The following is a 14421-nucleotide window of genomic DNA, read 5'->3' as shown; positions in this document are numbered from 1 at the left end:
TGGATTGTAAAGTACAACAGGGTTAACTGAAAAGGCGCGTGAAGTCATTGAAAAAAGCCAGACTCATTAACGCCACCAGCAAACCCAAACCTATGCGCTGCCCTGTTTCGAGCCAGGCATCCGGTACAGGCTTGCCCCTTGCCATTTCCAGCAAATAGTACATCAAATGCCCCCCGTCCAACATAGGGATAGGCAGCAAGTTCAAAATGCCGATACTAACACTAATGAGTGCCAGAAAGCTGATATAGGCCGCAACACCGATACGTGCGGTTTGCCCGGCATAATCGGCAATGGTGACAGGCCCGCTGATATTCTTGACTGAAACTTCACCGGTAAGCATGCGCCCCATCATCTTCAGCGAATACCATGCGGTTTCAAATGTGCGCTCAACGCCGTGCGTAATACTGCCCAGCAAGCCGTAACGCACCGTCACCATGGGGAAGTCGGCGGTCAGCATGACACCGATACGTCCGATTGTTTTCCCGTCCGGGCCCTGTTCCGCCTGAGGCGTCACATTTAATGTAATTTGCGCTCCCTGCCGCAGAACGGTAACCGGCACACGCTCACCAGGCTGAGCCTGAATGGCGGTAACAAAGGCATTGGCGTCACTGACGGGTTGGTTATCCACGCCCAGAATGATGTCGCCCGCTTGAAAACCGGCTGCCTCCGCCGCCCCGCTCTCGATCACCTCGCCAACCCTGGCACGCGGCGACGCCAGTGCCAACCCAGCCAGTGCCAGCGGATCGGCTTCGTCAACACCCATATTCGAGGCTGCAACCTGCAATGTTCTCGTTGCCGTGCCGCCGTGCTCACCCTGTACTCGAATTTCGGCGGATCCGCCGCTGGTTAACACATCAAGTAAGGCCCAACGGGCCTGACCCCAGGACTCGACAGGGGTGCCGTTGACTTCAAGTAAACGATCGCCGGCCTGGAAGCCCGCCTGAGCAGCTTGAGTTTGCGCAGCGGGCGCCCCGATAATAGGGGCCGGCTCTTGTGTTCCCACCCAACTTAAACCGGCATAAAGCAAGGCCGCGAGCAAAAGATTCGCAACCGGCCCCGCAGCAACAATGGCAAATCGCCGGCTAACAGGCTTGCGGTTAAACGCCTGAGATTGTTCTTGTGCGTTTGCCCCCACCTCGGGCTCATCTTGCATTTTTACGTAGCCGCCCAGCGGAATGGCCGACAGCGCCCACTCGGTGCCGTTGCGGTCCGTTCTGCGTAACAACACCCGGCCAAAGCCGACGGAAAAACGCAAAACCTTGACGTTGCACCAGCGCGCGACCCAATAATGCCCTAACTCATGAAAAGTAATCAGCAGGCCAAGCGCAACGGCAAACGCCAACAAAGTGAAAATCATAAATACCCAATAAATAACAAACGGGAATACACGCGGTGCACCATTTTAACGGGCAGTCGCCATTATATGTTGGCAAGCCTGTTCTGCATGACGACGCGCCAGCGAATCAAACGCCAGTACTGCATCGAGACTATCGGGTAGTTCGCGAGCACCCAAAGGCTGGCTCTTATTCAACGCAACCTCAATAATTTGCGCGATCGCACTGAACGCCACTTTGCCCTCAAGAAAGGCAGCCACCGCTATTTCATTGGCGGCATTCAACGCAATGCATGCATGCTGCCCCGCCTCAAGCGCGTCGAGCGCCAGTTTTAAGCATGGGAAACGCTGCATGTCGGGCATATAGAAATCAAGCCGGCCCAAGGCGGCCAGATCAAGCATGCCGACACCGCTTTGCAGCCGTTCGGGGTAGCCCAGACCATAAGCAATAGGCGTACGCATATCGGGTTGCCCCAATTGCGCCAGCACCGAGCCATCGTGATATTCAACCATGGAGTGCACCACACTTTGCGGATGAATCAGCACTTGTATGCGTTCGGGCGGCATGGCAAATAACCAGTGTGCTTCAATCACCTCCAGCCCCTTGTTCAGCATAGTCGCAGAATCCACCGATATTTTGCGGCCCATGCTCCAGTTGGGGTGCGCACAAGCTTGTTCAGGCGTTACGCTTGCCAGCGCCTCGATCGGTGTCTCACGAAAAGGCCCACCCGATGCGGTTAAAATCAACCGCCGAACACCATGAGCGGCCTGATGCGCGCCATCGGCTTTCCCCTCTTGCGGCAAACACTGAAAGATCGCGTTATGCTCACTGTCGATAGGCAAAAGTTCAGCCTTATTATCGTGTACCGCCTGCATAAATACGCTACCCGCAGCAACCAACGCCTCTTTGTTCGCCAAAAGAATGCGCTTGCCGGCTTTGGCGGCGGCCAACGCAGAAGGCAGTCCGGCCGCACCCACAATGGCCGCCATGACGGTGCTCACAGCCGCATCGGCGGCGGTGTCCGCCAGGGCCTGGGCACCGACACGGATTTCGGGGCGGATGTTGGGTGTTTTGGCAGGCCAGATCTCAATAAAACGCCGCCGTGCGGCGTCATCGGGCACCACGACAACTTTCGCGTGCGTTTGAAGCGCTTGCGCCATCAGTTTTTCGATTCGCGAATGCGCGCTAAGGGCATAAACTGACAGGCGCTCGGGATGGCGCAAGACAACGTCGATTGTATTTTCGCCAATTGACCCGGTTGATCCAAGAATACAAATGTGTTGCATCGCGCTATTCACAAGGGTCGAGTCAGTAACAGATACGCCAGCGGCGCTATGGGAAGCAGCGCGTCGAGACGATCAAAAGCCCCCCCGTGCCCAGGTAACAAACGGCTGGAATCTTTCATGTTGGCACGGCGCTTAAGCAATGATTCGAAAAGGTCGCCCATAATGGAAAGCACAGCCAGCGCAATGGTGAGCACCACCACGAACCACCAGGAAAACTCACCGAAAAGATAAGCGGCAAAACTGCCTGGCCACATTTGGGTTGCAATAACCCAAGCCACACTTCCCAATACGCCGAAAAAAGCGCCTTCCCAGGTTTTCCCGGGACTGATGGAGGGCGCAAGTTTGCGACGCCCCAGGGCCTTACCACCAAAATAGGCCGCAATATCAGCAACCCAAACCAGCCCCATAAACGACACGAGAAACACCACACCGGCCTGCTCGTACACATAAACCAGTGCCAGCCAGGCGGCAAAAACAGACAGCAAACCGAACAGACTTAATCCGAGTGAGCGGGATGGTTTGGTGGCGTTTCCACCATAAAGGCCTGCGCCCGCGATAATGACCCAGGCCAGCAAAACCACTGCCATAAAACCGCGCAGGCGATCAGTGACCGGGAAAGTATTTGCGACTGCATCCGTACCCTGAAAACTAACCAACAGGGTTAAACATAAAAATGCCAGCGCCACGACAGCCGGAACACCCATGCGACCGCCACCCAGCGTCATGCGCATCCATTCCCACAAGCACGCCGACGCCGCCACACCAAAAAAAACCAGCAGCGGCCAGTTTACCGGCGATAGCCCGGCTGCCAGCAACACAACGATTAATACAATAGCAGTTAGCGTGCGTTGCAAAAGCATGAATGACCTTTCCCTCAGGATTGCTTCTCAGCCAGTTGCGCACTGGTGCGCCCAAACCGGCGCTCTCGACCTCGGTACCACGCAAAAGCCTCTTCAAGCGCGTTCGCGTCGAAGTCGGGCCAATATACCGACGTAAAATACATTTCCGTATAGGCAAGCTGCCAGATCAGAAAATTTGAAATGCGCTGTTCGCCGCCCGTTCGAATGAACAAATCCGGTTCAGGCGCCCAAGCCATAGACAAACGCTCGGCCAATACCGATTCGGTGAAGTTTTCGGGATGCGCGGCAAGATCGGGTAAATCACGCAAGGCCTGGCGAGTGGCCTGAAGAATATCCCAACGCCCGCCATAATTGGCTGCAATCGTCAGATGAAGCGTGTTGTTGTGCTCTGTGCGTTTTTCAGCAGCCTTAATGAGCTCTTGAAGTCGTGGCTCAAAAGCAGACAAATCACCCACCACGCGCAAACGAACGCCCTGCTCTTCCAGTTTATCGACCTCTTTTTCAAGCGTTTGCACAAACAAACGCATTAAAAGGGAAACCTCTTCCTGCGGACGGCGCCAGTTTTCTGAGCTGAATGCAAAAAGGGTCAGGTATCGAACGCCTTTTCGACCACAGGCCTCAACCACCCGTCTAACCGACTGCACCCCGCGCACATGGCCTGCGGTGCGGGGCAGGAAGCGGTCGGTTGCCCAACGCCCATTCCCGTCCATGATCATCACCACATGCTGTGGTGTGTCTGTTGCCTCGGGAATGGTTTGCGTTGAGCTCTTGGTCATGCGGATTGGGTAACAGCGAATGACGGATTAAACCGTCATGATTTCAGCTTCTTTCTGGGCAATAATTTTATCGATCTCAGCAACATGTTTGTCGGTGAGCTTTTGAACCTCATCCTGCATACGACGTTCGTCGTCTTCGGAAATTTCTTTGTCTTTCACCAGCTTCTTCGCCCCATCGTTGGCGTCACGACGTAGATTACGAATCGCTACTTTTGCGTCTTCCCCCTCGGCCTTGACGACCTTGGTCAGTTCCCGACGGCGCTCTTCCGTAAGCGCGGGCATGGGAACACGAATGCTTTCACCCATGGCCGAAGGGTTCAAACCCAGATCGGAGTCGCGGATAGCTTTGTCGATAGGGCCCACCAGTGTTTTTTCATACGGCTGGACATTCAGTGTACGGGCATCGACCACGCTGACGTTGGCAACCTGCCCAACCGGTACCAGTGAACCGTAGTATTCAACCTGAACATGATCGAGGATGCCGGCATGAGCGCGACCCGTTCGGATTTTGGCCAGATTGGTCTTTAAAGCCTCGATACTTTTACCCATGCGCTCCTGGGTATTTTTCTTAATTTCAGACAAGCTCATTCTTCAATCCTTGTTTCCGATTAAACGTGTACCAACGTTCCTTCATCTTCATCACCCGATACCACGCGTTCCAGAGCACCAGGCTTGTTGATGGAAAAAACCTTGATTGGCAATTTTTGATCGCGACACAAGGCAAATGCCGTTGCGTCCATTACTTCCAGACGACGCACAATCGCTTCATCGAAGCTGATGCGGGTATAGCGTGTGGCGTCGGGATCTTTGTTGGGATCCGCACTATAAATGCCGTCGACCTTGGTTGCTTTCAAGACCACTTCAGCACCAATTTCGGCGCCTCGCAGCGCAGCCGCGGTATCGGTGGTGAAAAAAGGATTTCCCGTACCGGCCGCGAAAATGACGACTTTACCCTCTTCGAGATATCGCAAGGCCTTGGGTCGAATATAAGGTTCAACCACCTGATCAATATTCAATGCAGACTGAACGCGCGCGTCGACGCCGCGATTCTTCAGTGCGTCTTGCAGCGCCAGCGCATTCATCACTGTGGCCATCATGCCCATGTAGTCGGCCGTAGCGCGATCCATACCTTGTGCACCGGGGGCCACGCCCCTGAAAATATTGCCGCCACCAATGACGATGGCAAGTTCAACCCCATGGCGCGCCACAACATCGGCAATTTCCTCTGTCATGCGCAAAATGGTGGTTCTGTTGATCCCAAAGGCGTCTTCACCCATCAGCGCTTCGCCGGACAGTTTAAGAAGAACACGCTTGTACGATCTGGAGGTCATAGGTAATTTTCCCGAGAAAATAGTCCGGCCGAGCCGCAGGTGCGTAACAATGCCCAAGCACAGTGTGCCCGGGCATTATTACACTTAATGATACGCTAAGCGAAGTACGCGTAACCGTACTTTATGCTTTGCCGGCTGCTGCGGCAACTTCGGCGGCAAAATCTTCAGACTTTTTCTCGATCCCTTCGCCGACAACATACAAGGCGAAGCCGGCGATACCAGCGTTATTCGCTTTGAGCATTTGCTCGATTGTTTGCTTGTCGTTCTTTACGAAAGGCTGTGACAACAGCGTAACTTCCTTCAGGAATTTGGCAACCGAGCCTTCGACCATTTTGGTTACGATGTCGGCCGGCTTGCCCGATTCCGTGGCTTTTTGCTGGGCAACCGAACGCTCTTTCTCGATATCCTCGGCTGCGACGCCGGCGGCGTCTAGTGCTTTAGGCTTGGTAGCAGCAATGTGCATGGCCAGGTCTTTACCCACTTCGTCGTCGCCGTTGAAATCAACCAGCACACCAATTTTGCCGCCGTGAACATAGCAGGCAAGTTTATTTTCGGTTTCGAAACGCTTGAAACGACGAACCGAAATGTTTTCACCGATTTTGCCAACCAGGCCGGTGCGCACGGATTCAACCGTACCATCGCGGAAAGCCAATTCCGACAACGCAGCAACGTCGGCAGGGTTCTTTTCGGTAACGAGTGCAGCAACTTCATTTACAAAAGCGATGAAATCATCGTTCTTGGCAACAAAGTCGGTTTCGCAGTTCACTTCAACAACCGAGCCTTTCTTGCTGTCGGCGGCAATGTTAACGGTAATGAGGCCTTCGGCCGTAACGCGGCTGGCCGCTTTGCTGGCTTTATTACCCAGCTTTACGCGCAGAATTTCCTCAGCACGCGCCAAGTCGCCATCGGCTTCGGTTAATGCTTTCTTGCATTCCATCATGGGCGCGTCGGTTTTTTCACGCAGTTCTTTAACCATTGATGCGGTAATTTGAGCCACAATATTCTCCAATTCATTAAGACGCGCCCCGGGTAAAACCGGGGCGCGGGTAAACGGTTGAATGAAACGCCTTATTCAGACGTTTCGCATCGGGAATTACTCGCCGCGCGCTTCTTCTTCAACCTCGACAAACTCTTCTTCGCCTTCGGCCAATTCTTCCACCAGGCCATTCAGGCTTTGCTCACGCCCTTCCAGAACTGCATCCGCCATGCCTTTTGCATAAAGCGTAATCGCTTTGGTGGAGTCATCGTTGCCGGGAATGACGTAGTCGATACCGTCAGGTGAATGGTTGGTATCAACCACGCCCACAACGGGAATACCCAGGGTACGCGCTTCGGCAATGGCGATTTTGTGAAAGCCGACGTCAATGACGAACAAAGCGTCGGGCAAAGTGTTCATGTCTTTAATGCCGCCCAGTGCTTTATTCAGCTTCTCGAGCTCGCGTTCAAACATGAGTGCTTCTTTTTTGATTTTCAGCTCAGTCGTGCCTTCCGCTTTCTGAGCTTCCATGTCTTTCAGGCGTTTAATGGATGTTTTAACCGTTTTAAAGTTGGTCATCATGCCGCCGAGCCAGCGGGCGTCAACATAGGGCATACCGCAGCGCGTTGCTTCTTCGGCCACAATTTCACGAGCGGCGCGCTTGGTGCCGACGAAAAGAATGTTGCCGCCACGCGCTGCCGTTTGGCGCATGAACTTGGCAGCCTCAAGGTATTTTTCAACCGTGCGCTCGAGGTTGACGATATGGATTTTGTTACGGGCACCAAAAATATATGGTGCCATTTTGGGGTTCCAGAAACGGGTTTGGTGGCCAAAGTGCACACCGGCTTCCAGCATTTCACGCATTAAAGACATAGTATTCTCCAAGGGTTAGGTCTTGCACCCGGTTCGTATGATTTGATTGCGCCAATCTGATACTGTATTGGTTTAAACCCAACTTAAGCGTTAATCAGTTCAGCGCCTCAAACACCCTGTTCGACCAGGCACGCGATTTTTTCCTGTTGGCTTAGATGTTCGCCAAATTCAGGAAAGCCTATAATTCTACTATCTTTTGTTTATATTGCTCAAGTTCCTATGATTCCTTTGGTAACCGACCCACACGATCTCGACAAAATGCGCGCTGCCTGTCAGGCGGCGGCACAAACCCTGGACTACCTGGCAACCCACGTGCGCGCCGGTATCACCACGGGTGAGCTCGACCGACTGTGCCTCGACTACATTACCAACGAACTCAACGTCGAATCGGCGACGGTGGGTTACGCGCCACCAGGGTATCCACCGTTCCCCGGTGCCATCTGCGCTTCGGTGAACCACGTTATCTGCCACGGCATTCCTGGCGAAAAGGTACTGAAAAACGGCGATATTCTGAACATCGACGTAACAGTCATTAAAGACGGCTGGTTCGGCGACACCAGCCGTATGTTCTATATTGGTGAACCCTCCATTCTTGCCCGTCGCCTGGTAGAGGCCACCTATGAATGCATGTGGCTGGGCATTGAGCAGGTGAAACCCGGCGCGCGGTTGGGCGACATTGGCTCGGCTATTCAAAAACATGCCGAAAAACAGGGTTTTTCGGTTGTTCGCGAATATTGCGGCCATGGTGTTGGGCAAAAATTTCATCAAGACCCGCAAATTCTGCATTACGGTAAAGCAGGTACCGGCATTGAGTTGGAACCCGGGATGATTTTTACGGTCGAACCCATGATTAACGCTGGTCGCAAAGACATTCGCCAGCTGGCTGACGGCTGGACAGTCGTCACGCGAGACCACAGCTTGTCGGCACAATGGGAGCACAGCGTATTGGTCACAGAGTCGGCATACGAAGTGCTTACTGTTTCGCCAAACATGCCAACCCCACCCGCCTTCGCAAAGGGGTATGGGGTACTTAATATTTCTTAACTCAAGCACATAGACATAGCTTCAATGACGTTCGCTCACCTGCATTCGCTTCGCGATACATACACCCAAAAGCGGCACAACGTCATTGAAAGCTATCGACGTCATTTACGCCCGGAAGCTTTATTAACAGCCTTGCGGCGCGTAACTGACCAAACCTTGCGCGAAATCCTCAAAACTGCACCGTTGCCCCGAGACGCAGCGCTCGCCGCTGTGGGGGGCTATGGACGCGGGGAGCTCTATCCTTATTCCGATATTGATGTTCTGATCCTTTTGGCACACGAGCCTGATAGCGAAGATCAAGTGCGTCTGGAAAAACTGGTTGCGGCGCTATGGGATCTGGGGTTTGAGGTGGGTCACAGCGTTCGCACTATTGAAGACTGTCGGCGTGAAGCCTCAAACGACATTACTGTAGAAACGGCGTTAATGGAGTGCCGCTGGCTGGCGGGCAGTAAAGCGCTACTGACACAATTGGCCGATACCATGGCCTCACAACGCGACCCACGTGCTTTTTTCCAGGCCAAGCGGTCGGAAATGCAGCAACGGCACGCCCGCCACCAGGACACCCCCTACGCATTAGAACCAAACTGCAAAGAGGCGCCAGGCGGATTGCGCGACTTGATGGTGTTGTTATGGATCGCTCAGGCCTCGGGTATCGGGCAAACCTGGCGCGAAATCGGACAAACCGATTTGGTGACCCCTTCCGAGTACCGGGCCCTGCGTCGGGCGGAACTGGCCTTCAAACGGCTGCGTATTGAACTGCACCTTTTAGCCGGGCGCCGCGAAGACCGCCTGTTGTTCGACCTGCAACCCTCATTGGCTAAAGTTTACGGGTTTGAAGCCACACGCACGCGCCGGCCTAGCGAGCTATTAATGCAGCGTTATTACTGGGCTGCGCGTGTGGTGAACCAGCTAAACACCATTTTGATGCAAACCTTCGAGGAGCGCCTGTTCCCTGAAACGCGCGGCGAATGGCGCGCGCTGGATGACGATTTCTGTGTGGCTTACAACCGGCTCGACACCCAATTACCCGACGCCTTCGAACGTAACCCCACCCTGCTGTTGCGCGCTTTTCTGGTAATGCAGGAACATGCCGAGCTCACCGGTTTGTCGGCACAGGTCATGCGGGCCATGTGGCATGCGCGGCGCTTAATTGACACTCAATTCCGGCGCAACCCCATCAACCGTTATCTGTTTATTCAAATACTGCAACAACCACGTGGCATTGTGCACGCGTTGCGGCGCATGACTCTGCTGAATATATTGCCGCGCTACCTGCCGGAATTCCGCAAAATCGTGGGCCAAATGCAACATGATCTGTTCCACGCCTATACAGTTGATCAACACATTCTGCGCGTTATTCGTAATATTCGACGCTTCACCATGCCGGAGCACGCCCAGGAATACCCGTTGGCCAGTCAACTGATTGCCGACATGGACCGGCCGTGGCTACTCTATATTGCTGCGCTTTACCATGATATTGCAAAAGGTCGGGGCGGCGATCACTCCGAGCTGGGCGCGCGCGACGTGCGTCGCTTCTGCAAAAACCACAACCTGGATAAAGACGATACGGCACTGGTGGAGTTTCTGGTACGCGAGCACCTGACCATGTCGAAGTTTGCGCAAAAACGCGACCTCACCGACGCGCAATCAGTGCACGAGTTCGCCCGCTATGTGAAAACCGAGCGGAAATTGGCTGCTTTATATCTGCTAACCGTCGCCGACATTCGCGGTACCAGCCCAAAAGTATGGAACTCCTGGAAAGGCAAATTGCTTGAAGACTTGTACCATCTGACCCTTGAGGCACTGGGTGGTGCACAGCCCGACACCGGCACGGTGCTGGCTCAACGCAAACAAGCGGCCAGCTCTGAAATTCGCTTAATGGGCTTACGCGACGACGCGCGCGACACGTTTTGGAAAGTACTTGATGTTGCCTATTTTCTGCGCCACGATGCCTCGGAAATTGCCTGGCACACACGCCATTTGTATTACCGCGTCAATGCGGAAACGCCAATTGTAAAAGCGCGTGTGATCGGACAGAATCAAGGTTTGCAGATTATGGTTTACGCCAAAGACCGGCCCGACCTTTTCGTTGCCATTTGCGCCTACTTCGACCAACACACCCTAAGCATTCAGGATGCACGCATCCACACCACACACCATGGCTGGGCGCTCGACAGCTTCATTGTCTTATTACCCAGCCGTGACACCGACTACCGCTCCTGGGCCAGCCTGGTTGAGCACGAGTTAACCGACGCCCTTCAAAAAACACTGCCCAACAATGCCGAAGTACCACGCCCTGTTGTTGGCCGTATGTCGCGACGGTCGCGTGTATTTCCCATCGTGCCAAATGTTGAATTGCAACCCGACGAAAATTCCAAGTCGTGGCGCCTCGCGGTTACCGCGTCCGACCGCCCCGGTTTGTTGTACAGTCTGGCGCAGGTGTTTGCCCGCCACGACATTAACCTGCAAATGGCCAAAGTACTCACCCTGGGCGACCGCGTTGAAGATGTATTTATTATTCAAGGCGATGCGCTGGAACACCCTCGGGCACAGTTACAATTCGAACGTAACTTATTGGCCCGCTTAAGCGACACCCCCAACCCAGCGCTTGCGCATAGTCTTTAACCAACAAAGCTTTCTATGTCTACCACAACCAAACTGCTTCATACCATCGCGCTTGTTTGTATTGCTGCTGTAGGCGTCGCCCTGGTGTCGCAGCACGTATTCGATATGCAACCTTGTGCCTGGTGTGTATTGCAGCGGCTTGTTTATATAGTCATTGCAATTGTGTGCTGGCTTGGCGTGCTGGTGTTACGCCCCGGCCTGGGGCACCGTATCGTTGGCGGCACAACATTGATTCTGGGATTGCTGGGTGTCATGGCTGCCTGGTATCAATACACCGTGGCGGCACAAATGTTTTCATGCGCACAAACTTTTGCCGACCGTTTCATGGTGGCGTCGGGTCTGGATGCCGGCTTTCCCTGGCTGTTCGGCATTTACGCTACATGTATGGACGCACGGGTGAACCTGATCGGCATTGAATACGCACTGTGGAGCATGGGCTTGTTTGCCGTGGTGGCCTTTTTAAGTGCCCTGGTTCTAATCCGCAAACGCTGAAACCCATAAAATTCGCCCTTCCGTCTAGTTAAGCGTCATATTTTTACAACGTTCAGTACGCTTAAAACTGCGGTATAAAAACCACACTTTTCCTTGTGGCTTCATCAAATCGTCATAATTACGTTGTTTTTTTAATACACAACGGCCTAACGAAGGGTTAACCCTTATCGTGCTCATATGACACCCTCTTTACACTCACTTCAACGCTCAGGAAACGTACAGTTATCAAGCGATTACGCATGAAAAACAACGTAGGGCAAAACAGTGAAAATGTGCCAAACTGGTCACACCAACTGAAAACCTTGCGGCGCAGTTAACCGAGTTTCCTGGTGTAACAAATTTACAGTTAGTAGTAAAGTGACGCAGTTGGTTGCATTACTAAAACAGTGCCGCCAAACGGCATAATTTTCATCAACGTTGGAGAACTAACCAATGAAGTTAAAAGCACTTACAGTGGGCCTGGCCCTCTCGTTCCCGATGCTGGCATCCGCCCAGGGAACTAGCGTTACCCTTTACGGTAACATCGACACAGCTGTTGAATACGTCAACAACATCGCCGACGGCACCGGCGGCAGCAACAGCTCCGTTCACTTCACAACAGCCACTTCCACCTGGCCTTCATACTGGGGTCTGCGTGGTACGGAAAAGCTCTCCGACAACCTTAGCGCCGTTTTCACTTTGGAATCTGGTTTCGGTCAAGCGACTGGCATGTCCGGCCAAGGTGGCCGTTTGTTCGGTCGTCAGGCTTGGGTTGGTCTGAAGGGTGACTGGGGTCAATTTGCATTAGGCCGCCAGTACAGCATGCTCTTCTGGGCGAACATCCATGGTGACATCATGGGCCCCAACGCCTATGGCCTGGGTACACTCGACAACTACTTCCCCAATGCCCGTATGGACAACTCCGTTACATATCGTGGTTCGTTTGACAACTTCACATTTGGTGCCGCTTGGGCACGTGGTCGTGATACATCAAGTGCTGGTGGCCCTGGTGGTTCGAACTGTGGTGTTGACTACAACAACAACGGTGAGTGCGGCGCATACTCGTTCATGCTGGGCTATAACACCGCTGGTTGGGGTGTAAACGCTGCTTATGACGTGCTCAAAGGTGAAGGCACAGGCGCAAACAACTACTACGGTTTGGGCTCCGGCGACAAAGACCGTCGTATCCTGGCTAACGCCTATGTTAAGTTCGACGCACTGAAAGTCGCTCTTACCTACTTGAACCGTAAGAATGACGGCGTCAACGGTGTTGGTAACAATGTTCCAGGCTTGGGCGACCGTTCCGACTTGTGGTCATTGGGTGCCTCCTATGGTGTAACACCTGCTGTTACTCTTGATGGCTCTGTTAACTACATGCGTTACAAAAATGCCACAGCTGGTAGCCAGAAAGTTTGGTACTACGTTGCTCGTGTGAAATATGCATTGTCCAAGCGCACGTCCGTATACGCATCTGCTTCGTACATGGACAACGACGACGCAACCCGTCTGTCGGCTGCTGGTGGCACTCCCGGACCAAACATTCTCCCCAATGCCGGTCAAAGCCAAACTGCTGTAATGGCAGGTCTGCGTCACAGCTTCTAATCGAAGCATGATGCTTTAACAGATCGGGCTTTAAGCCCGATCTGTTTATCTGAAGTCGTTAGTAGTAACTTCTACGCTAGCGCAGAAATGCAATACGTAGATTTGAGTTTAAACCGGGCTATGTGAAAACGAGCCCGGTTTTTTTACGTCCGGAATATGACGTCAACGCTTTTTATGATTCACTTCGCACGCAAAGCACAGCAATAAAAACGCCCCGGAAACTGGATTTTTATTCCATTTCCAGGGCGCTACGGTTTCAGATCTATGGATACTTTATTATTTTCTATCCGTCAGAAACTTCCCTTCAGGCGCTTCTGTATTTTTTTGCCGTCGTGTGTAGCCATCCAGCCCACCGTCTACCGCCCATTCAGCAAAACGGGTGGGTGCGGGTTCAAACTCGCGGGGCTGCCAGTTTTCATCCAGCTGATCTTCGTCGGCGTAGTACTCGATTAACCCACCGGCAGGGTTCACGAAGTACCAGAAGTAAGCCGACGAAATGGGGTGGCGCCCTGGACCCAACTGCGTTTTCCAGCCGCAGCGGTCGAAATGCAGGCCGCCGCCGAATACTTCGTGAATGTCACGCACCGCAAAAGCCACATGGTTCAAACCCACTTTTTTGTCTGGCGTTTGCAACAGAAACAAGTCGTGGTGACCGCCGTCGGGGTCGCAGCGCAGGAATACGCCACGGCCTGGATAACGGTCGGACGGTACGAAACCGAAATTCTCCACATAGAATTTTTCCACCGCTTCCAGATCTTTCACAAAAAAGACCACATGCCCAACCTCAATGGGATAAGCACGGTCGTAAATGGGGCTGGCGGCATTGCGTCGCGGTTTGCTATTCCAAGTGTTGGATTCGCCGCACTCGACTTCTATCTCTTTCTTTTGCGTAAGCTGAAAACTCACCAGCATACCCGTGGGGTCGATACATGACACACGACCGTTCTCGTTCCTGTAGCCCGCAACTGTCGCCAGACGTTGGGCAAACTCGGTTACAACATCGGATGAAGACACGCCCCAAACCACCTCACGCAGTGTGGGTCCGCTCTCAATGGGTTCGGGATAAGCAGAATCATCTTCACGCACTACATTGACGCGGCAGCCGTTCAATGTGGAAAACACCAGCTTTGATGTTGACTCGTTAGTTAGCGACAGGCCCCAATCACTAAAAAACTTTTTGCAGGTATCAAAATCATTAGCCCCGTAGGTGATTTCATCGATGCCTATTACTTTCATCATGACT

At 53.2% G+C, this 14421-nt stretch carries 13 protein-coding genes; 4 read left to right on the top strand and 9 right to left on the bottom strand.

Annotated elements, in window-relative coordinates:
- Positions 1-22: 22 nt before the first annotated feature.
- From rseP to rpsB, 8 genes are all read right to left on the bottom strand, one after another.
- Positions 23-1357: an RIP metalloprotease RseP gene (rseP, locus tag G9Q38_RS11265; RefSeq protein ID WP_166131003.1), complete on the bottom strand. Its 1335-nt coding sequence runs from the start codon at positions 1355-1357 to the stop codon at positions 23-25.
- A 45-nt stretch (positions 1358-1402) separates the two neighbouring features.
- Positions 1403-2620 (bottom strand): 1-deoxy-D-xylulose-5-phosphate reductoisomerase, encoded by a 1218-nt coding sequence (gene ispC / locus G9Q38_RS11260; RefSeq protein ID WP_166131001.1) that lies wholly within the window; start codon positions 2618-2620, stop codon positions 1403-1405.
- A gap of 8 nt (positions 2621-2628) precedes the next feature.
- Complete coding sequence (locus G9Q38_RS11255; protein WP_114421707.1) at positions 2629-3480, bottom strand: phosphatidate cytidylyltransferase; 852 nt, start codon at positions 3478-3480, stop codon at positions 2629-2631.
- 14 nt (positions 3481-3494) lie between these two features.
- Positions 3495-4256 carry a polyprenyl diphosphate synthase gene (gene uppS, locus G9Q38_RS11250; protein ID WP_166130998.1) on the bottom strand — a complete coding sequence of 254 codons (762 nt, stop codon included), beginning with the start codon at positions 4254-4256 and terminating at the stop codon, positions 3495-3497.
- A gap of 27 nt (positions 4257-4283) precedes the next feature.
- Positions 4284-4844: a ribosome recycling factor gene (gene frr / locus G9Q38_RS11245; RefSeq protein ID WP_114421705.1), complete on the bottom strand. Its 561-nt coding sequence runs from the start codon at positions 4842-4844 to the stop codon at positions 4284-4286.
- Between the two features lie 20 nt (positions 4845-4864).
- On the bottom strand, positions 4865-5587 hold the full coding sequence (gene pyrH / locus G9Q38_RS11240) for a UMP kinase (protein WP_114421704.1): 723 nt from the start codon (positions 5585-5587) through the stop codon (positions 4865-4867).
- Positions 5588-5708: 121 nt separating this feature from the next.
- Positions 5709-6584 carry a translation elongation factor Ts gene (gene tsf / locus G9Q38_RS11235; RefSeq protein ID WP_166130995.1) on the bottom strand — a complete coding sequence of 292 codons (876 nt, stop codon included), beginning with the start codon at positions 6582-6584 and terminating at the stop codon, positions 5709-5711.
- A 96-nt stretch (positions 6585-6680) separates the two neighbouring features.
- Complete coding sequence (gene rpsB / locus G9Q38_RS11230) at positions 6681-7436, bottom strand: 30S ribosomal protein S2 (protein ID WP_114421702.1); 756 nt, start codon at positions 7434-7436, stop codon at positions 6681-6683.
- A gap of 222 nt (positions 7437-7658) precedes the next feature.
- Here rpsB and map point away from each other — a divergent pair, with 222 nt between their 5' ends.
- The 4 genes from map (at position 7659) to G9Q38_RS11210 (ending at position 13178) form a co-directional block, all read left to right on the top strand.
- Positions 7659-8480, top strand: a complete 822-nt coding sequence (gene map, locus G9Q38_RS11225; RefSeq protein ID WP_114421747.1) for a type I methionyl aminopeptidase — start codon at positions 7659-7661, stop codon at positions 8478-8480.
- A 24-nt stretch (positions 8481-8504) separates the two neighbouring features.
- Entirely contained in the window at positions 8505-11105 is a 2601-nt protein-coding gene (locus G9Q38_RS11220; protein WP_166130993.1) for a [protein-PII] uridylyltransferase, read from the top strand.
- Positions 11106-11120: 15 nt separating this feature from the next.
- Positions 11121-11597, top strand: a complete 477-nt coding sequence (locus G9Q38_RS11215; protein WP_166130991.1) for a disulfide bond formation protein B — start codon at positions 11121-11123, stop codon at positions 11595-11597.
- 432 nt (positions 11598-12029) lie between these two features.
- Positions 12030-13178 (top strand): porin, encoded by a 1149-nt coding sequence (locus G9Q38_RS11210; RefSeq protein WP_166130988.1) that lies wholly within the window; start codon positions 12030-12032, stop codon positions 13176-13178.
- A gap of 276 nt (positions 13179-13454) precedes the next feature.
- Here G9Q38_RS11210 and G9Q38_RS11205 read toward each other — a convergent pair whose 3' ends face one another.
- Positions 13455-14417 carry a VOC family protein gene (locus tag G9Q38_RS11205; protein WP_166130986.1) on the bottom strand — a complete coding sequence of 321 codons (963 nt, stop codon included), beginning with the start codon at positions 14415-14417 and terminating at the stop codon, positions 13455-13457.
- Positions 14418-14421 lie beyond the last annotated feature (4 nt).

Source organism: Pusillimonas sp. DMV24BSW_D (genome assembly GCF_011388195.1).
Taxonomy (GTDB): domain Bacteria; phylum Pseudomonadota; class Gammaproteobacteria; order Burkholderiales; family Burkholderiaceae_B; genus Neopusillimonas; species Neopusillimonas aestuarii.
The sequence above is the reverse complement of the archived record's forward strand: the minus strand, read 5'-3'. Positions and strand labels throughout refer to the sequence as shown.

Bases quoted from the DNA above. Each gene is read 5' to 3' on its own strand.
- rseP (WP_166131003.1), bottom strand. From the start codon at position 1,357: ATGATTTTCACTTTGTTGGCGTTTGCCGTTGCGCTTGGCCTGCTGATT.
- ispC (WP_166131001.1), bottom strand. From the start codon at position 2,620: ATGCAACACATTTGTATTCTTGGATCAACCGGGTCAATTGGCGAAAAT.
- G9Q38_RS11255 (WP_114421707.1), bottom strand. From the start codon at position 3,480: ATGCTTTTGCAACGCACGCTAACTGCTATTGTATTAATCGTTGTGTTG.
- uppS (WP_166130998.1), bottom strand. From the start codon at position 4,256: ATGACCAAGAGCTCAACGCAAACCATTCCCGAGGCAACAGACACACCA.
- frr (WP_114421705.1), bottom strand. From the start codon at position 4,844: ATGAGCTTGTCTGAAATTAAGAAAAATACCCAGGAGCGCATGGGTAAA.
- pyrH (WP_114421704.1), bottom strand. From the start codon at position 5,587: ATGACCTCCAGATCGTACAAGCGTGTTCTTCTTAAACTGTCCGGCGAA.
- rpsB (WP_114421702.1), bottom strand. From the start codon at position 7,436: ATGTCTTTAATGCGTGAAATGCTGGAAGCCGGTGTGCACTTTGGCCAC.
- G9Q38_RS11220 (WP_166130993.1), top strand. From the start codon at position 8,505: ATGACGTTCGCTCACCTGCATTCGCTTCGCGATACATACACCCAAAAG.
- G9Q38_RS11215 (WP_166130991.1), top strand. From the start codon at position 11,121: ATGTCTACCACAACCAAACTGCTTCATACCATCGCGCTTGTTTGTATT.
- G9Q38_RS11210 (WP_166130988.1), top strand. From the start codon at position 12,030: ATGAAGTTAAAAGCACTTACAGTGGGCCTGGCCCTCTCGTTCCCGATG.
- G9Q38_RS11205 (WP_166130986.1), bottom strand. From the start codon at position 14,417: ATGATGAAAGTAATAGGCATCGATGAAATCACCTACGGGGCTAATGAT.